The sequence below is a fragment of the Escherichia ruysiae genome, from assembly GCF_031323975.1.
GTDB lineage: Bacteria > Pseudomonadota > Gammaproteobacteria > Enterobacterales > Enterobacteriaceae > Escherichia > Escherichia ruysiae.
Map to the genome: position 1 here is coordinate 775,182 of NZ_JAVIWS010000001.1, position 19,014 is coordinate 794,195.

Annotated in this window: 17 protein-coding genes, 3 tRNA genes, 1 pseudogene and 1 riboswitch; of the genes and pseudogenes, 10 read left to right on the plus strand and 11 right to left on the minus strand. The window is 48.6% G+C overall.

Annotated elements, in window-relative coordinates; genetic code table 11:
• Positions 1-84: 84 nt before the first annotated feature.
• Positions 85-1,539: an AMP nucleosidase gene (amn, locus tag RGV86_RS04000; RefSeq protein WP_085460824.1), complete on the plus strand. Its 1,455-nt coding sequence runs from the start codon at positions 85-87 to the stop codon at positions 1,537-1,539.
• A 91-nt stretch (positions 1,540-1,630) separates the two neighbouring features.
• On the opposite strand, the gene RGV86_RS04005 is transcribed toward amn, so the two are convergent.
• Positions 1,631-1,706, minus strand: a tRNA-Asn gene (locus RGV86_RS04005).
• A gap of 103 nt (positions 1,707-1,809) precedes the next feature.
• A pseudogene (locus RGV86_RS04010) lies at positions 1,810-3,294 on the minus strand (EmmdR/YeeO family multidrug/toxin efflux MATE transporter); the annotation flags it as partial.
• Positions 3,295-3,454: 160 nt separating this feature from the next.
• Here RGV86_RS04010 and RGV86_RS04015 point away from each other — a divergent pair.
• Positions 3,455-3,530 (plus strand) — tRNA-Asn (locus RGV86_RS04015).
• Positions 3,531-3,566: 36 nt separating this feature from the next.
• Here RGV86_RS04015 and cbl read toward each other — a convergent pair.
• The gene (gene cbl, locus RGV86_RS04020; RefSeq protein WP_001011042.1) at positions 3,567-4,517 is read right to left on the minus strand and encodes an HTH-type transcriptional regulator Cbl; all 951 of its coding nucleotides are present in this window, start codon (positions 4,515-4,517) and stop codon (positions 3,567-3,569) included.
• A gap of 100 nt (positions 4,518-4,617) precedes the next feature.
• Entirely contained in the window at positions 4,618-5,535 is a 918-nt protein-coding gene (gene nac, locus RGV86_RS04025; protein WP_085460918.1) for a nitrogen assimilation transcriptional regulator NAC, read from the minus strand.
• Between the two features lie 326 nt (positions 5,536-5,861).
• Between nac and RGV86_RS04030 the strand changes: the two genes are divergently transcribed.
• A tRNA-Asn gene (locus RGV86_RS04030) sits at positions 5,862-5,937 on the plus strand.
• Between the two features lie 55 nt (positions 5,938-5,992).
• Here the strand turns inward: RGV86_RS04030 and ldtA are convergent.
• The 7 genes from ldtA to pduF all read right to left on the minus strand — a co-directional run bounded on the left by ldtA (position 5,993) and on the right by pduF (position 12,332).
• Positions 5,993-6,928, minus strand: a complete 936-nt coding sequence (gene ldtA / locus RGV86_RS04035) for a L,D-transpeptidase (protein ID WP_000986313.1) — start codon at positions 6,926-6,928, stop codon at positions 5,993-5,995.
• A gap of 61 nt (positions 6,929-6,989) precedes the next feature.
• Positions 6,990-8,069, minus strand: a complete 1,080-nt coding sequence (gene cobT / locus RGV86_RS04040; RefSeq protein WP_001193769.1) for a nicotinate-nucleotide--dimethylbenzimidazole phosphoribosyltransferase — start codon at positions 8,067-8,069, stop codon at positions 6,990-6,992.
• 11 nt (positions 8,070-8,080) lie between these two features.
• Positions 8,081-8,824 (minus strand): adenosylcobinamide-GDP ribazoletransferase, encoded by a 744-nt coding sequence (gene cobS, locus RGV86_RS04045; RefSeq protein ID WP_010347019.1) that lies wholly within the window; start codon positions 8,822-8,824, stop codon positions 8,081-8,083.
• Positions 8,821-9,366, minus strand: a complete 546-nt coding sequence (cobU, locus tag RGV86_RS04050; RefSeq protein ID WP_085460825.1) for a bifunctional adenosylcobinamide kinase/adenosylcobinamide-phosphate guanylyltransferase — start codon at positions 9,364-9,366, stop codon at positions 8,821-8,823. Before cobU ends, cobS begins: the two co-directional genes overlap by 4 nt.
• Before the next feature lie 123 nt (positions 9,367-9,489).
• On the minus strand, positions 9,490-9,924 hold the full coding sequence (locus RGV86_RS04055; RefSeq protein ID WP_085460826.1) for a cobalamin biosynthesis protein: 435 nt from the start codon (positions 9,922-9,924) through the stop codon (positions 9,490-9,492).
• Between the two features lie 218 nt (positions 9,925-10,142).
• Positions 10,143-10,317, minus strand: a riboswitch (cobalamin riboswitch).
• Positions 10,318-10,405: 88 nt separating this feature from the next.
• The gene (gene pocR / locus RGV86_RS04060) at positions 10,406-11,320 is read right to left on the minus strand and encodes a transcriptional regulator PocR (protein WP_000622042.1); all 915 of its coding nucleotides are present in this window, start codon (positions 11,318-11,320) and stop codon (positions 10,406-10,408) included.
• A gap of 202 nt (positions 11,321-11,522) precedes the next feature.
• Positions 11,523-12,332: a propanediol diffusion facilitator PduF gene (pduF, locus tag RGV86_RS04065; RefSeq protein WP_085460827.1), complete on the minus strand. Its 810-nt coding sequence runs from the start codon at positions 12,330-12,332 to the stop codon at positions 11,523-11,525.
• Positions 12,333-12,842: 510 nt separating this feature from the next.
• Here pduF and pduA point away from each other — a divergent pair.
• From pduA to RGV86_RS04100, 7 genes are read left to right on the plus strand one after another with little or no spacing between them, the layout of a single operon-like run.
• On the plus strand, positions 12,843-13,127 hold the full coding sequence (gene pduA / locus RGV86_RS04070; protein WP_001183616.1) for a propanediol utilization microcompartment protein PduA: 285 nt from the start codon (positions 12,843-12,845) through the stop codon (positions 13,125-13,127).
• The gene (gene pduB, locus RGV86_RS04075; protein WP_000098932.1) at positions 13,124-13,936 is read left to right on the plus strand and encodes a propanediol utilization microcompartment protein PduB; all 813 of its coding nucleotides are present in this window, start codon (positions 13,124-13,126) and stop codon (positions 13,934-13,936) included. The genes pduA and pduB overlap by 4 nt, the downstream gene beginning before the upstream one ends.
• Before the next feature lie 18 nt (positions 13,937-13,954).
• Positions 13,955-15,619, plus strand: coding sequence for a propanediol dehydratase large subunit PduC (pduC, locus tag RGV86_RS04080; protein ID WP_001256909.1), 1,665 nt, complete (start codon positions 13,955-13,957; stop codon positions 15,617-15,619).
• Between the two features lie 9 nt (positions 15,620-15,628).
• Positions 15,629-16,285, plus strand: a complete 657-nt coding sequence (locus tag RGV86_RS04085) for a propanediol/glycerol family dehydratase medium subunit (RefSeq protein ID WP_000405044.1) — start codon at positions 15,629-15,631, stop codon at positions 16,283-16,285.
• A 14-nt stretch (positions 16,286-16,299) separates the two neighbouring features.
• On the plus strand, positions 16,300-16,818 hold the full coding sequence (pduE, locus tag RGV86_RS04090) for a propanediol dehydratase small subunit PduE (RefSeq protein ID WP_085460828.1): 519 nt from the start codon (positions 16,300-16,302) through the stop codon (positions 16,816-16,818).
• Positions 16,819-16,827: 9 nt separating this feature from the next.
• Entirely contained in the window at positions 16,828-18,660 is a 1,833-nt protein-coding gene (locus tag RGV86_RS04095; RefSeq protein ID WP_085460829.1) for a diol dehydratase reactivase subunit alpha, read from the plus strand.
• Entirely contained in the window at positions 18,650-19,000 is a 351-nt protein-coding gene (locus tag RGV86_RS04100) for a glycerol dehydratase reactivase beta/small subunit family protein (protein ID WP_000444018.1), read from the plus strand. Before RGV86_RS04095 ends, RGV86_RS04100 begins: the two co-directional genes overlap by 11 nt.
• The last annotated feature ends 14 nt before the right edge of the window (positions 19,001-19,014 follow it).

Here is a 19,014-nt window from a genome sequence, read left to right on the forward strand (position 1 = left end):
TTCGATCTTCGCCTTACACTTTTGTTTCACATTCCTGTGACATACTATCGGATGTGCGGTAATTGTATGGAACAGGAGACACACATGAATAATAAGGGCTCCGGTCTGACCCCAGCTCAGGCACTGGATAAACTTGACGTGCTGTATGAGCAATCTGTAGTCGCTTTACGCAATGCCATTGGCAACTATATTAAAAGTGGCGAATTACCTGATGAAAACGCCCGCAAACAAGGTCTTTTTGTCTATCCATCATTGACCGTGACCTGGGATGGCTGCGCCACAAATCCTCCCAAAACACGCGCATTTGGACGTTTTACTCACGCTGGCAGCTATACCACCACTATTACCCGCCCTGCTCTCTTTCGTTCGTATCTCAATGAACAACTAACGTTACTGTATCAAGATTATGGTGCGCACATCTCCGTGCAACCCTCGCAGCATGAAATCCCCTATCCCTATGTCATCGATGGCTCTGAACTGACACTTGATCGTTCGATGAGCGCCGGGCTAACTCGTTACTTCCCGACAACAGAACTGGCGCAAATTGGCGATGAAACTGCAGACGGCATTTATCACCCAACGGAATTTTCTCCGCTATCGCATTTCGATGCGCGCCGGGTCGATTTTTCCCTCGCGCGGTTACGCCATTATACCGGCACGCCAGTCGAACATTTTCAGCCGTTCGTTTTGTTTACCAACTACACACGTTATGTGGATGAATTCGTTCGTTGGGGGTGCAGCCAGATCCTCGATCCTGATAGTCCCTACATTGCTCTTTCCTGTGCTGGAGGGATATGGATCACCGCCGAAACAGAAGCCCCTGAAGAGGCGATTTCTGATCTCGCATGGAAAAAACACCAGATGCCAGCATGGCATTTAATCACTGCCGATGGCCAGGGTATTACTCTGGTAAATATTGGTGTGGGGCCATCAAATGCTAAAACCATCTGCGATCATCTGGCGGTGCTACGCCCGGATGTCTGGCTGATGATTGGTCACTGCGGTGGATTACGTGAAAGCCAGTCCATTGGTGATTATGTACTTGCACATGCTTATTTACGCGATGACCACGTTCTTGATGCAGTTTTACCGCCCGATATCCCTATTCCCAGCATTGCTGAAGTGCAACGCGCGCTTTATGACGCCACCAAACTCGTCAGCGGCAGGCCGGGTGAGGAAGTTAAACAGCGGCTACGTACTGGCACTGTGGTAACTACTGATGACAGGAACTGGGAATTGCGTTACTCGGCTTCTGCACTTCGTTTTAATTTAAGTCGGGCCGTAGCGATTGATATGGAAAGCGCAACCATTGCAGCACAAGGATACCGTTTCCGCGTGCCATACGGGACGCTACTGTGTGTTTCAGATAAGCCATTGCATGGTGAGATTAAACTTCCCGGCCAGGCTAACCGTTTTTATGAAGGTGCGATTTCCGAACACTTGCAGATTGGCATCCGGGCAATTGATTTACTGCGCGCGGAAGGCGATCGACTGCATTCCCGTAAACTGCGCACCTTTAATGAGCCGCCGTTCCGATAATGAGCGAAGATCCTTTGCATCAAGAAAAGATGTGAAGGATTTTATAAGTAAAAAGCAAAAAGCCCGCTATCAAAGCGGGCTTTTCATAATTTGGCTCCTCTGACTGGACTCGAACCAGTGACATACGGATTAACAGTCCGCCGTTCTACCGACTGAACTACAGAGGAATCGTGAGAACGGGGCGAATATTAACGATGCCCATCTACATTGTCAAAGCCTGTTTTTTAATTTTGAAATCGTTTGCTGAAATATTCTGCGTTTTGTCGTTAATTCCGACACAACTGCCTTTTTTTCACACTTTTCATGTTCAGGGCGAGGATATTTCCATAGCCAGCGCCCGGTCACCATCCGCCAGTAAAACAACGCAGCACGCACGGCCCAGTCAGCAAACATCCCCATCCAAACGCCAACCACGCCCCAGCCAAGCATAATTCCCAGCGCGTAACCTACTACCACTCGGCATCCCCACATACTCAACATAGATACCCACATAGCGTAGCGGGCATCACGAGCACCTTTAAAACCCGCAGGTAATACCCATGAGGCCGACCAAATAGGCATAAACAAAGCATTTAGCCAAATAAGAATCACAACCACGTGTTTAACCTGGGGATCCTGGGTATAAAATGACGCCATAACCCCGGCAAAGGGAGCCGTTAACCAGGCTATCGCTGTTAACCCAAGGGTGGACAACCAGAAAACATGCCTCAACTGTATTTCTGCTTGCGCTCTCTGCCCTACTCCCAGCCTTCGACCAGTAATTATTGTAGAAGCAGAACCGAGCGCACTCCCTGGTAAATTGATAAGAGCCGCAATCGAAAAAGCGATAAAATTTCCGGCAATGACGCTGGTTCCCATACCAGCAACAAACATTTGTGTTAATAACCGACCACTGGTAAACAATACTGATTCAACGCTCGCGGGAATACCAATCCCCATAACTTCCCAGATAATGCTGAAATTCAATGGCTTAAAATAGCTTTTTAACGAGATTCGTAGTGCAGGATTAAAGCCAATCGCCAGTACCCACAAAATTGCAATTGCGCCAATATAACGGGAAATAGTTAATCCTAGCCCTGCGCCAACAAACCCCAGCCCCTGCCAGGAGAAAAGCCCGTAAATCAATATACCGCTAATAATAATATTAAAAATATTCATGCTACCATTTATAAGTAGCGGTATTTTCGTATTCCCGGCGCCACGAAGTGCCCCACTGCCAATCAAGGTGATGGCAGCGGCTGGATAACTGAGCACCGTCAGTTCCAGATAAGTCAACGCCAGTGCTTTAACCTCTGTCGTGGCATCACCTGCAACAAAATCGATAATTTGTTCGCCAAAATGATGAATGAGAATTGCCAACAGCACGGCAAATAACGTCATGATCACCAATGATTGCCGTGTTGCTACTCTGGCTCGCCGTCGATCACGTTTACCGAGACTAAATGCCACAACGACAGTAGTACCAAGGTCGATAGCTGCGAAAAAGGCCATAATGACCATGTTGAAGCTGTCCGCCAACCCAACGCCCGCCATCGCATCTTTTCCCAGCCAACTGACCAGAAAAGTGCTCAGCACGCCCATCAACAGGACACAGGCATTCTCCATAAAGATAGGAACAGCAAGCGGAGTTATTTCGCGCCAGAACAACACTTTGTAACTCTTACGTTTTGAGTGCCAGCGAGTGTGGCGAACAACCTGGCGTAAAGCTGAGGGGATATTCAAAGCCGACCTTAATTGCAGAAAGTGAAACCACATTTCAAATAATGAGGGAGAATCAGAAAAGCTGCAAAGATTTTCGCCGACAAATTGTCTGCAAATGCAACAAACTGTTGATAGAAACGGCAAACGGTTGATGAATTTAAAAAACAGGTTTGACAAATGATTTTTCGCCGTTAAGATGTGCCTCAACAGCGATTCCTCTGTAGTTCAGTCGGTAGAACGGCGGACTGTTAATCCGTATGTCACTGGTTCGAGTCCAGTCAGAGGAGCCAAATTATGAAAAGCCCGCTTTGATAGCGGGCTTTTTGCTATATCTGATAATCAATTTCCTCTTCACTATTTTCCATCACCTGCCGCTTAATATCCTCAACCGACAATCCAGCATTGCACAATTCCAGAAAACGCCAGACATAGTTACGCTGAAGTTGTCCTCGCTTGAGTCCCAACCAGACAGTATTAGCATCGAAAAGATGCCGCGTATCCAGACGAATTAAATTCTCTTCCTCTTGCTCACCGCTGGATTGTTCGGCAACTAATCCTATCCCCAAACCGAGGGCGACATAGGTTTTGATGACATCAGAATCCTGAGCACTCAATACAATATCTGCCAGTAAACCTTTGCGGACAAAGGCGTCATCAATACGTGAGCGCCCCGTAATTCCCTGTCGGTAAGTGATCAACGGCCACTTCGCTATTGATTCCAGCGTCAATGGCGTAATTTGTGTTAAGGGATGATCGACAGGAACGAGCAAACTATGGTGCCAACGAAACCAGGGGAAAGCGACGAGTTGGGGATCATTGCTCAAACGCTCACTGGCTATGCCAATATCAGCTCCGCCGTTTTGTAGCAGAGTCGCAATTTCCTGCGGCGTCCCCTGGATAAGCTCGAGTCGCACTTCGGGGAAAAGTTCGCGAAAGGCTTTAATGACCCCAGGCAAGCTGTAACGAGCCTGAGTATGCGTCGTTGCAATAGTGAGTACGCCAGATGTGTCGTTGGTAAACAGGTCTGCAAGCCGTCGAACATTACTGGCTTCATTCAGAATACGTTCTGCAATGACCAGTAATGCTTTGCCCGGTTCAGTCATGCCAAGCAGCCGCTTGCCACGACGAACGAATATTTCGATACCAAGTTCATCCTCCAGCTCTCGAATATGACGGCTGACACCTGACTGTGAGGTAAAGAGCATATTCGCAACCTCTGTCAGATTGTAATCCTGACGGGCAGCTTCGCGGATTATCTTTAGTTGTTGGAAATTCACGGTAAACTCCGGGCATATCAGACATCCATTATTGTTAGAGTCTAATGCCCGGCATAACAAATAATAAAAACCCGCATCTTATTCCATCCAGGTATAACGTTTAGCTCACCAATTGCCATTGTCTTTTTTCTATGGCTGGAGAACTAATCACTGACAATAACAGCTCTTTCACTGCCTGCGCCTGTGGCGATAAAACTGATCTGGCGGGTAAGTTTAATGACAACGAGAGATTCATTGAAGGCGTGGTAATACGTGACATCCAACCGTTAACTGCGGCACATAACGAACGTGCGGCCGATTCAGGTAATACTGCAACGCCTATACCGCTGGCAATCGCAGCGGTAAGCGTAGCGATAGACTCAATTTCACCGATGACTTTCGCTGTAAGCCGGCGCAGGGAAAAAGCTTCATCAACACGAAGTCTTACTACACTGTAATCGCTGGGAAGGAAGAGGTTCATTTGCGCTATCGCATTAACATCAACGCTTTGCCCTGGGCAATCCTGAGTTCCGACAAGATACAGATCCTCTTTTAACAAAGTCTGACTGGATACACCAGACACAGGGGAATGCTCATAAACCACCGCCATATCAAGCTGGTTGTTTATAAGTTTTTCGTTAAGCACAGCACCGCTATTTTCATGGAGATAGATAACGACCTCCGGAAATTCAGTGCGTACCGCCTGTAATAAAGGCATGGTGATAGATGACGCTGCGGTTCCTGGCGCAAAGCCAATCGAGACTTGACCTGACAATGTCTGACCTACATTATGCACCGCCAGTTGGGCCTGTTCACACTGACGTAAAATTGCCCGCGCATGGGTATAGAGAATTTTTCCGGCGTCTGTCGGCGTAACGCCACGTTTTGTGCGAATCAAAAGTTGCTGATTTAGCTCACCTTCCAGCGTGGCAACCTGCTGACTGAGCGCAGGCTGTGCTATATGCAATACTTCAGCAGCCTGAGTCAGGCTACCAATATCTACAATTTTGACGAAGTATTTCAAGCGTCTAAAGTTCATGGTGCCTCCGGTTTTTTTAAGCGTCAGCCCGAGTGCCGACATTACTAACAACCAGATTGCAAGATACTTGCCAGTTTCGTTTTGGCGTTGATACGAAAGCTAATCGCCCGTCAAATAAGAGATTATGATTGTTTCGTCATTGGCTCTTTAAGCCAGGAGAAGCATTCCCTGCCCCATGAAAGGATGTCATGCACCACGATGGAACATGATTAAAAAGATTGAAAGTTCATCATTTTGTTGAAATTGGCAGCAAACGAACAAAAAAATGCATTTCCCCCTTTGACATCGCCATGTACTGCCATTAATATGCGCCCCGTTCTCACGATTCCTCTGTAGTTCAGTCGGTAGAACGGCGGACTGTTAATCCGTATGTCACTGGTTCGAGTCCAGTCAGAGGAGCCAAATTCAAAAAAGCCTGCTTTAGAGCAGGCTTTTTGCTTTTTATACAACAGCTATTTTAAAACATCTGCTTTGAGCCAGAGTTAATTTGTACTGGCATTCCCGATCGACGTTGCAACGCAGCATTCGCGCGATTCACATCAACTTCTTGCCCGTTGATAAACGCCCGCAAAGATGGGGTTACCGGCAATGGCACTTTTCGGTCGGACTCATATTCTGCACGATTGCGCGACAGCGGCTCATGAACTTCCAGCCACTTTGAACCATCCGGCTCCGTTGTGTATTTCACTGGCTGATCAATAAGTTGCACGCGCGTCCCTACCGGGACATTATCAAACAGATATTTGATATCGTCATTGCGCAGACGAATACAACCCTGACTTACCCGTAGGCCAATCCCAAAATTGGCATTAGTACCGTGAATGGCATATAACCTGCCGATATAAATAGCGTACAGCCCCATAGGATTATCGGGTCCGGCTGGGACAAATGCAGGCAGACTCTCCCCACGCTTTGCATATTCACGACGAGTGTTAGGGGTTGGCGTCCAGGTTGGTGCTTCTTGTTTACGCTCAACGGCTGTCACCCAATTACGCGGGGTTTCTCGTCCAGCCTGACCAATACCAATAGGAAACACTTCCACAGTATTACTGTCTGGTGGGTAGTAATACAGACGCATCTCGGCGACATTAACCACAATTCCTTTTCGCACAGTTGCGGGTAAAATCAGTTGCTGCGGAATGGTGAGCTGCGAACCAGACTTCGGCAAGAAAACATCAGCCCCCGGATTCGCTTCCAGCATATTACTCAGCCCTTGTCCGTACTGCGCGGCAAAAGTTTCCAGCGGCTGGGTATTGTGATCGGGAACCGTTACTGTAAGTTGCTGCCCCACTAAACGACTCCCCTCTGGGGGTAATGGATAAGTTACCGCCAGGCTATTATGACTGGCAAAAAGCAGAGCAAATGAACAAAGAATATTTACACGACGCATCATATCCCTTTCCTAAGTCGCGAAAGCCATCCGATAAGTATAGCTTTTATCAGACTTTTCGTTTTTAGCTGTTCAATTCAGAAGTTGTATTCCCCGGTAGAATAATGTTGCTGGCAGCAAGTTCGCCCATGTTGTTGTATATCGCGCAAGCAGCTTCGATGATGGGTATCGCCAGCGCCGCACCACTCCCCTCACCTAAACGCATTTCCATATTGATATACGGCTCCAGCTCCAAATGTGCCAACGCAATACGCGCCCCTTTTTCTGCCGACAAATGGGAAGGAATAAGATACGGTTTGATTGCAGGTGACATCTGGCACGCAGCAAGCGCGGCGGCATAAGAAAGAAAGCCATCCAACAACACGGGTAAACCACAGGAAGCGGCTCCTGAGATCACGCCAGCCATTCCGACCAAATCAAATCCACCAACTTTTGCCAGTACATCAACACCATCCAGCGGATTCGGTTGATTCAACGTAATTGCCCGACGAACAACATCAACTTTGTTTGCCAGTTTATCTGTCGGCAGATTTGCGCCAATACCAACCACTTCTTCGGGATCGCGTCCAGTAATTGTGCTGACTATCGCCGCAGCCGGCGTCGTGTTTGCCATTCCCAGCTCACCCACGCCAAACAACGTGACGCCATTTTTCGCCAGTTCACGCGTATAACGAATGACTTCCAGAAGCAACTCTTCAACCTGACAGCGGCTCATTGCAGGACCTGAAGCTATATTGCCGCTACCTCGAGCGACACGCATGTTGATAAGTCCGGGTATTGGCTCCGCAGTATCTATCCCTACATCAATTACATGAACTTTAGCCCCCGCCTGTGCTGCCAGAACACACACGCCGGTTGTTCCGCGTGTCATATTTTCAGCCTGAATGGCTGTCACCGCTTTCGGGGAAATAGCGACACCCTCATCCCAGACGCCGTGATCGGCACACATAACCACTACCGCTTTTTTACCCACATGAGGAACACCATTCAGCCCCGGCATTCCTGCCAGTTGTACGGCAAGCGCCTCCAGCCTTCCCAGACTACCGACGGGTTTGAGTAACCCGTCAATATGCCGTTGTGCGCGCGACATAGCAGCATGATCGATGGCCGGGATCGTATTCAGTAAATCGGCAAGTGTTTGCATGTTGCGTCTCTTTATAGCAGCGCCAGCAGAAAGACCAGCTCACCAAGCTCTATGGCAGCTCCCAGCGTATCGCCGGTTTGCCCGCCCAGAGTACGTTTGAAAAGCTGACCGAGGACGAAAATTGCCACCATCGTCACCACCATAGCAGCCACACCATGCATACCAGGCAGTAATACAGCAGCAAAAATTACGGCTAAGCCTAGTGTGACGCAGGTTTGTCGCCCATCAATTTTGCCGATGAACACATTGCCAAGCCCTTCTTCCCGAGCATAACGATGACGATACATCAATAATGCGGCAGTACCACGGCTGACAGCACATGCTGCAGCCAGCGATGCCAGGATAGGCTCACCACGCAGAGCCAGTTCGCTCAAAATCAAAATCTTTCCCAGCACAACAAAAATCAATGCCAGACCGCCGTGGGTGCCTAAACGGCTATCACGCATGATTTCCAACATACGATCTCGGCTACGTGCAGAAAATACACCATCACAGGTATCTGCCAGACCGTCCAGGTGGAATCCCCCTGTCATCAGCGCCAGAACCAGCACGCTAAATAGTGCCGCCAGTGGTACACCACACCATACCTGCAACACCATGAAGACCAGCCCACTAATCGCACCAAGCAATAACCCAATTAAGGGAAAAGTAATGATACCGCGAGAATAATGTTCGAAATCCAGCCCCTGGGACCAACGACGCGGTACAGGCAGACGCGTAATGAAAGAGAGCATCGCCCAAAATAATTTACTCATTTGATTTTTACTCCAATACCCGAAACCACCAGCCATACTTCATCTACCGCAGCGGCCAGTTGCTGATTCACTCGCCCGGCAATATCACGAAAATGTCGCGCCAGACGATTCTCCGGCACAATACCCATTCCCACTTCATTGGTCACTAATACGACCTTTGCAGGGCAACGTTGACAGGCAGCAATCAACAACTGAATCTCGCCATTTATCGCTTGCTCCATCGCCACATAATCCCATCCTTCAGGATCTTTATCGCCGCCATAATCAAACAACAGATTAGTCACCATTGTCGTAATGCATTCCAGCAACACAGCGTTCTGCGGATTAATGTCTGCATTAATTAACTCATCAAGCTGCTGCCAGCGTTCCACCGTGTGCCAATGCGCCGGACGCCCCTGCCGATGATGCTCAATCCGTGCCGCCATCTCATCATCAAGGATTTGCGAAGTGGCGATATACAGAACCTGTGGAGTATCCCCAATAAGCGCCTCGGCGTGCCGACTCTTCCCGCTCCGTGCACCACCTGTCACCAAAATCATCATACGGACTCCTGGTTCAATTGTATGATGGTATTCATTGACCAGAACCATCGTTGCTGATCGTAATAACATTTCCGCAATTAATACTGCGCGTAATGAAAATAAAAATCCAGCGTTCTCAATCCATTACGAACGAAGGCGGTGTTGTGAAATAGTCCGATTTCCCTGTGTAAACGTCTGGCAGAATGCGTCATTGGCAATATTTTCACTGCGTTGACATATTTCATTCAGATAATGGATTAATGCTACTGCACCACCAGCCGAACCAGCCAGCAAACGGGCATTATGCCGTGTGATTACGATTACCGTCGCGCCATCAGGATGAGAGAAATTTTCTGGTATGGAGACCCTGTTTTCAGCAATCAATAACAGCACTGAATAATCGGTATACGCGTCTGATAACGATTGAACAGCCCCACCTTTAAAAGACAAGAAACCTTGCTGCCAGTCCTCACCAACAAAACAGGTCATTGGCAACATTTCAGCCAGATATTTCGCCAGATTAATATCGCCAGAGGAGAGGCAAAAAAGGGCTATCGATTCGGGTTTTATCGTTTTCATATCCCCCGTCCTCCGCTTCGTTTCCTGTAATGACGGTCAGGCTGATATACCATGAAAAACGATTGCCGCGCATTGAGAGCAGCCCAGGTGCCTGTCGGCACTACAATGAAGGAACTAAATGATGCCGCCATACCCTGATCCTCTCAGGGTGGTAGGGGTATAAAGACGCGCCAATACTCAACCGTGCGCTTCCGGACAACCCACTTCCCACCGAAGTTGTTGGTATTGACTGACAGGCTGGTCTTCTGGCTTCGCATCATCCTTCCCCGGCCTTCCCAATCTCGCGATCAGTGGTATTTTCGGGGTTGTCAGCATTACAGCAGCGGGGGCTGCGAGGGATTTTCACCCTCTTCCCAGGCACAAATGTGCCGAACCTGTCAGCGTATGTTATGAGCTGATCTCACTTATCCCATAACACGTAAATAACGTTAATTAATATTGCCAGCGTCTATTTAATCATCCCTCATTTTCCACATTAATTTTATGCTGTTTCCGCTGCTACATTTTCACTAATTTGCTGACGATATACCTGCGGAGTCACCTGATACGTCTGGCGAAAAACTTTGCAGAAATAACTGGTTTGTGAGAAGCCTAAATTACGCGCGATACTGGCGATACTCCAGTCACTATGGCACAGCAGCTCACGCGCGCTGGCCATTCGTTGTTGGTTTACCCACGCATTAAAACCAATCCCATGATATTTCTTAAACAACTTACTGAAATAATAAGGGCTTAGATAAACATGCGAGGCAACATCTTCCAGACGCAAATCGTCTGACAAATGTGCATCGATATAGCGCAATGCTTTTTTCATTTTATTATCATGGGGATTAGGCGCACGGGTCTGACGAACTGAACCCGAATGAGGTTTATTCTCTTTAATAACGACAAAATTGAGTTGCTTTTTGAGGCAATTTTCCACAATCAACTTCAATAAATCAGCAGAGGCCATAACTCTCGAGTAATCCATCTCAGGAACTTTGCGAAATTCATTAAGTAGTTCTGGGTCGGCTTGCCAACAATCATCGACATTCAGAATATTGATCAAATCAACATCATCATTACGCAGGCGAACTTGTCCACACAACACAAAGCCGACTAAATGCCCGGCAATCACCAGAGGAATAGAGAAATCAGTTAACCCTGCATGACAGCGGTAAATACAAGGCTGATCTGATTTAGAGGCTTCCAGACCACCACAACGATCGCTCATGCGACAGCGAGTGCTAAGCTGAGGGTGTTGGCGCATCATCTGACAAAATGGAGTGAAGTTAAACAGCTCGGAGATTTCATCACCGTGGATATTGACCACGACAACCGCAAGACTAGTCGCCTGCGCAAAATCCTGTGCGATTTTATTAATGAGTTCTGAATTAAGTGTCGCCGCAGAAATCATGATAAAACCTCCCAGTTAATTTATTGTTATGGTAAAACAATTGTTTTACATTTAATCTTCACATCATCCTTAATGATTTACTGACGAGAAGCAAAACGGACAATAACAAAAGCCTCCATGAAGCGGGAGACTTTTTAATAAGTTCGGAAAGCAGATCACAAACACTAAAAAAATAAACGTTTATAACTGCCAGGCTATTTCACTATTCGCTGTTCTCTTTAGGCGTAACACTATTGACAGGTAAATTTTGTGCAATAAGAAAGCGATAAATCGCCGCGCCAGCACAGGCTCCAATGACCGGAGCAATAATGGGTACAATGAAATAAGGAATATTACGTCCGCCAGTCATCGCAATTTCTCCCCAACCAGCAAGCCAGGTGAAAATTTTTGGTCCAAAATCACGCGCTGGATTCATGGCAAAACCGGTTAATGGTCCGGTAGAAGCACCAATAACAGCAACCAGAATACCAATAAGTAAAGGCGCAAGCGGCCCTTTGGGTACGCCATTGCCGTCATCGGTCAACGCCATAATCAACCCCATTAACATGGACGTTATGACCACCTCAACCAAGGCAGCCTGCCATACATTTATCGCTGCTGCCGGGTAAGTACTGAAGATACTGGCGAGTTGTAAACTTTCTGCACTACCACGAACCATATTGTGAGCAGATTCAAAATCGACAAACAAATTGCTGTATAAAAAATATGCCAGAACTGCGCCACCAAAGGCTCCCGCTAATTGCGCCACACAAAATGGCAGCACTTTACGACCAGGAAAAGCGGCAAACAACCACAGAGCAATAGTAACCGCCGGGTTAAGATGAGCACCGGAAATGCCTGCCGTAAGGTAAACAGCAAGTGAAATACCTAACCCCCAAATAATACAAATTTCCCACAGTCCCAGGCTTGCACCGGCAAGTTTTAGGGCACACAAACAACCAATGCCAAAAAAGAGGAACAGACCGGTGCCCAAAAACTCGGCAACGCATTGCGCCTTGAGTGAATCATTCATACTGACACCTTTTTCACAGAGTTTTTTCTTTATCAGCCAACAATGCGCTGATTGTTGTGTATATCGAACGCAACTATAAAAATTGCGCGGGAAAAAATATTGCCAACATGCATGTCAGATTCGTGGAAAAATAGTATTGCTATAGCAAATTATTGTCATTGCTATAGCATTCACTACAGCAATCATCACTATTGGCGTTATATATATCGCCAATCTGATACAATAAAAAATTGCCATGCCTGCATAATAAAATTTAAACAAATATCACAGTTAATTTCAGAAAATCAAACTCGACGAAGTATTATTTTAAATTAAAACACCGTCCCCAATGCAATTAATTCACATTAAACCACGTCAAAAACAACCAATAAATGAATAACATATAATCTCTGAAAGCAATTTTATAATATTTGTCCTCTATTAATTTTTCTCATTAGCGATTAAGTCAGCCATTCTTTTTCCTCGCTTTTTTTTATAGTCATATCGTCAAAAAATCCAGGCGAGGTCTTTATGCAACAAGAAGCGTTAGGAATGGTAGAAACCAAAGGATTAACTGCCGCCATAGAGGCCGCAGACGCCATGGTGAAGTCGGCAAATGTATTGCTGGTCGGCTACGAAAAAATTGGTTCCGGGCTGGTGACCGTCATCGTTCGTGGTGATGTCGGGGCGGTTAAAGCGGCAACAGATGCAGGTGCCGTCGCTGCGCGTAATGTCGGCGAAGTGAAAGCCGTACACGTTATCCCCCGCCCACATACCGATGTCGAAAAAATATTACCAAAGGGAATTAACCCATGAGCAGCAGTGAACTGGTCGAACAGATCATGGCGCAGGTCATCGCACGCGTAGCGACACCGAAGCATGAGGTTCTCCCGGAAACCAATCATCAAACACGAGAGACGGCTATGGCAGAAAAAAGCTGCACGTTAACGGAATTTGTTGGCACCGCTATTGGCGACACTGTAGGTCTGGTCATTGCAAACGTTGATAGCGCCCTATTGGACGCGATGAAACTTGAAAAACGCTATCGCTCCATTGGCATTCTGGGCGCACGTATTGGTGCTGGGCCACACATTATGGCCGCTGATGAAGCCGTAAAAGCCACCAACACCGAAGTTATTAGCATTGAACTTCCTCGCGATACTAAAGGCGGTGCCGGACACGGCTCGTTAATCCTTTTAGGTGGCAACGATGTTTCCGACGTGAAACGCGGTATTGAAGTTGCTCTAAAAGAACTCGACAGAACCTTTGGTGATGTCTATGCCAACGAAGCCGGACATCTGGAACTGCAATATACCGCCCGCGCCAGCTATGCACTGGAAAAAGCGTTTGGCGCACCACTGGGTCGCGCTTGCGGCGTTATTGTCGGCGCTCCTGCCGCCGTGGGTGTTCTGATGGCCGATACCGCCCTGAAGTCCGCCAATGTGGATGTCGTGGCATACAGCTCCCCGGCTCATGGCACCAGCTTTAGCAATGAGGTCATCCTGATTATCTCAGGAGACTCCGGCGCAGTCCGTCAGGCGGTCATCTCCGCACGCGAAATCGGTAAAACCGTACTTTCGACTCTCGGCGATACACCGAAAAACGATCGCCCTTCCTACATCTGAATTCCCTGAGGCAGATTCATGAGATCGAAAAGATTTGAAGCACTGGCAAAACGCCCGGTCAACCAGGACGGTTTCGTTAAAGAGTGGATTGAAGAAGGCTTCATTGCGATGGAAAGCCCGAACGATCCTAAACCGTCAATCAAAATTGTTAACGGCGTCGTCACCGAACTGGATGGGAAACCTGCCAGCCAGTTTGACCTGATCGACCATTTTATCGCCCGCTACGGTATCAATCTCGCGCGCGCCGAAGAAGTCATCGCAATGGATTCGGTTAAACTTGCCAATATGTTGTGCGATCCAAATGTCAAACGTAGCGATATTGTTCCCCTGACCACTGCGATGACGCCCGCCAAAATCGTCGAAGTGGTTTCACAGATGAACGTGGTAGAGATGATGATGGCGATGCAGAAAATGCGCGCTCGTCGAACACCATCGCAACAGGCTCACGTCACCAACATCAAAGACAATCCGGTACAAATTGCTGCCGACGCGGCTGAAGGCGCATGGCGCGGATTTGACGAACAGGAAACCACCGTTGCCGTTGCTCGCTATGCACCGTTCAACGCCATCGCTCTTCTGGTCGGTTCACAGGTAGGACGCCCGGGCGTGTTGACCCAGTGTTCACTGGAGGAAGCCACCGAACTGAAACTCGGTATGTTAGGCCATACCTGCTACGCCGAAACGATTTCTGTCTACGGCACGGAACCTGTTTTCACCGACGGCGACGATACACCGTGGTCAAAAGGATTTCTCGCGTCATCTTATGCTTCTCGCGGCTTAAAAATGCGCTTTACTTCCGGCTCCGGCTCTGAAGTGCAGATGGGCTATGCGGAAGGTAAATCAATGCTTTACCTTGAGGCTCGTTGCATTTACATCACCAAAGCCGCAGGTGTTCAGGGTCTACAGAATGGTTCCGTAAGCTGCATCGGCGTTCCATCGGCAGTGCCGTCAGGCATCCGCGCAGTGCTGGCGGAAAACTTAATTTGTTCATCACTGGATCTGGAATGCGCCTCCAGTAATGACCAGACCTTTACCCACTCAGATATGCGCCGTACCGCACGTTTTCTGATGCAGTTTCTGCCAGGCACCGACTTTATCTCTTCCGGTTTTTCCGCTGTGCCGAACTACGACAACATGTTTGCTGGTTCAAACGAAGATGCCGAAGACTTCGATGATTACAACGTCATTCAACGTGACCTCAAGGTTGATGGTGGCCTGCGACCAGTGCGCGAAGAAGATGTTATCGCTATCCGCAATAAAGCCGCACGCGCTTTACAGGCTGTTTTTGCCGGTATGGGATTACCCCCTATCACCGATGAAGAGGTCGAAGCGGCAACCTATGCCCACGGTTCGAAAGATATGCCAGAGCGCAACATCGTGGAAGACATCAAGTTCGCCCAGGAAATTATCAATAAAAACCGTAACAGCCTGGAAGTGGTGAAAGCCCTGGCGCAAGCCGGTTTTACCGATGTCGCCCAGGACATGCTCAACATGCAAAAAGCAAAACTGACCGGCGACTATCTCCATACCTCCGCCATTATCGTCGATGACGGACAAGTGCGCTCTGCGGTCAATGACGTCAATGATTACGCCGGACCGGCTACAGGTTATCGCCTGCAAGGGGAACGCTGGGAAGAGATCAAAAATATTCCCGGTGCACTTGATCCCAACGATATTGACTAAGGGTGAGAAATGGAAATTAACGAAAAATTACTACGTCAGATAATCGAAGACGTGCTGGCAGAAATGCAAACCAGCGATAAGTCCGTTTCATTTCGCGCACCGGTCTCTTCCGCACCGGATAGCGAAAGTTTTCTGACCGAAATTGGCGAAGCCCAACAAGGCACTCAGCAAGATGAAGTTATTATCGCTGTAGGCCCGGCGTTTGGCCTGGCGCAAACCGTCAATATCATCGGTATTCCGCATAAAAACATATTGCGCGAAGTGATTGCCGGTATCGAAGAAGAAGGTGTTAAAGCCCGTGTGATTCGCTGCTTTAAATCGTCTGATGTTGCCTTCGTGGCGGTTGAAGGCGATCGTCTCAGCGGTTCCGGCATTGCTATTGGTATTCAGTCAAAAGGCACCACAGTTATCCACCAGCAGGGGCTTCCCCCTTTGTCTAACCTGGAACTTTTCCCGCAAGCACCTTTGTTGACGCTGGAAACTTATCGCCAGATTGGCAAAAACGCCGCGCGTTATGCGAAGCGCGAGTCTCCACAACCTGTTCCGACCCTCAACGATCAAATGGCGCGGCCGAAATACCAGGCCAAGTCCGCCATCTTACATATCAAAGAGACTAAGTACGTGGTCACTGGCAAAAAACCGCAAGAACTGCGCGTGACGTTTTAACAAAGGAAACCTTCATGAATACCGATGCAATTGAGTCGATGGTCAGGGACGTGTTGAACCGAATGAACAGTCTCCAGGATACAGCTCCTGTCTCTGCGCCATCCCACTCATCAACACTGAACGCCAAAGTGAGTGATTACCCGCTGGCAAATAAACATCCAGAATGGGTCAAAACGGCGACGAATAAAACGCTCGACGATTTCACCCTGGAAAATGTACTCAGCGATAAAGTCACCGCCCAGGACATGCGCATAACCCCGGAAACGTTGCGTATTCAGGCCGCAATTGCCAGAGATGCTGGACGCGATCGCCTGGCGATGAATTTTGAACGCGCCGCCGAGCTTACCTCAGTGCCGGATGATCGCATCCTCGAAATCTACAATGCGTTACGCCCTTATCGTTCGACTAAGCAAGAACTCATTGCCATTGCCGACGCTCTTGAGCGTTGTTATCAGGCCAGAATTTGTGCCGCTTTTGTCCGTGAAGCTGCGGAACTCTATGTCGAGCGTAAAAAACTGAAAGGCGACGATTAAGGGCGAACTATGCGATATATAGCAGGCATTGATATCGGCAACTCATCCACAGAGGTTGCGCTGGCAACGCTCAGTGCGTCTGGCGAATTGTCGTTCGTGAGCAGCGCCCTGGCAGAAACCACCGGAATCAAAGGTACGTTGCGTAACGTACATGGCATTCAGGAGGCACTCGCGCAGGCAACGAAAAAAGCCGGCATCAATGTCAGTGATATTTCGCTTATTCGTATCAACGAAGCAACCCCGGTCATTGGCGATGTGGCGATGGAAACCATTACGGAAACCATTATCACTGAATCAACCATGATCGGTCACAACCCGAAAACTCCAGGCGGAGTGGGGCTGGGTGTAGGACTCACCATCACTCCGCAAGAGTTGTTAACACGCCCGGCGGACACACCGTACATTCTGGTCGTGTCATCGGCTTTTGATTTTGCCGATATCGCAACCATGATAAATGCCTCCGTGCGTGCCGGATATCAGCTGACAGGCGTTATTCTGCAACGCGACGATGGCGTGCTGGTCAGTAACCGACTGGAAAACCCTTTACCCATTGTTGATGAAGTCCTCTACATCGATCGTATTCCGCTCGGCATGTTAGCTGCTATTGAAGTCGCTGTTCCCGGGAAAGTTATCGAAACCCTTTCTAACCCATATGGGATTGCCACCGTTTTCGCCCTCAATGCTGAAGAGACTAAAAATATCGTTCCTGTCGCACGGGCGCTAATCGGCAACCGTTCAGCTGTGGTCGTGAAAACGCCTTCTGGCGACGTTAAAGCCCGTTCGATACCCGCCGGAAATATCGAGTTTCTTTCTGCCGGGCGCACAACTCGGGTTGATGTTGCCGCTGGTGCCGATGCAATAATGAAAGCAGTCGGTGAATGCCCAAAACTGGAAAATGTGACGGGCGAACCGGGCACCAACATCGGCGGGATGCTGGAAAATGTTCGCCAGACCATGGCGGAGCTGACCAATAAACCCAGCAACGAAATTTTTATTCAGGATTTATTGGCGATAGATACCTCTGTTCCCGTCAGCGTTACCGGTGGTCTGGCAGGCGAATTTTCACTGGAACAGGCTGTTGGTATAGCGTCAATGGTGAAATCCGACCGTCTGCAAATGGCGATGATCGCCAGTGAAATTAAGCAAAAACTGCATGTTGATGTTCAGGTCGGAGGCGCAGAAGCAGAAGCTGCAATTCAGGGAGCGTTGACTACCCCAGGAACTACACGTCCCCTGGCAATTCTGGACTTAGGCGCAGGTTCTACCGATGCCTCCATCATCAATCAAAAAGGGGAAATGATTGCCACTCACCTTGCGGGAGCGGGCGACATGGTGACGATGATTATCGCCAGGGAACTGGGCTTAAATGATCGCTACCTGGCAGAGGAGATCAAAAAACACCCACTGGCAAAAGTAGAAAGCCTGTTCCACTTACGCCATGAAGACGGCAGCGTTCAGTTCTTCCCTACCCCACTATCCCCTCAGGTATTTGCCCGCGTTTGTGTGGTGAAACCCGACGAACTGGTGCCCATTCCCGGTGATATAACGCTGGAAAAAGTGCGAACCATTCGTCGCAGTGCAAAAGAGCGGGTCTTCGTAACGAACGCCCTGCGCGCACTACGTCAGGTGAGTCCTGGTGGAAATATTCGCAACATTCCGTTCGTCGTTCTGGTGGGCGGCTCTTCACTGGATTTCGAAGTCCCGCAGTTAGTCACCGATGCGTTGGCACATTATCGACTGGTCGCAGGGCGCGGGAATATCCGTGGTAGAGAAGGCCCGCGCAATGCGGTGGCTACCGGGCTACTCATCTCCTGGCACAAGGCGTCGGTTCATGGAAAGTAAAGAGCGAGCACCAACCATTGTCGTCACTGAAATCGGTGACTGTATCAATAAATGGAATGAGGTTCTTCTTGGCATTGAAGAGGAAGGTATTCCCTTTCGCATTCAACACATTCCATCAGGTGAAATCATCGATAGCGCCTGGCAGGCTGCTCGTCAGTCTCCCCTGTTGGTTGGCATAGCCTGTGACCAGGAAAAACTGATTGTGCATTACAAAAACTTACCGGCATCAGAGCCACTGTTTACGCTGATGCATCAACAAGATAACCATGCCCGGCGCAGCACCGGCAATAACGCAGCCCGGCTGGTCAAAGGGATTCCCTTCAAGGAATACCACTCATAATCCACAGGAGAAAC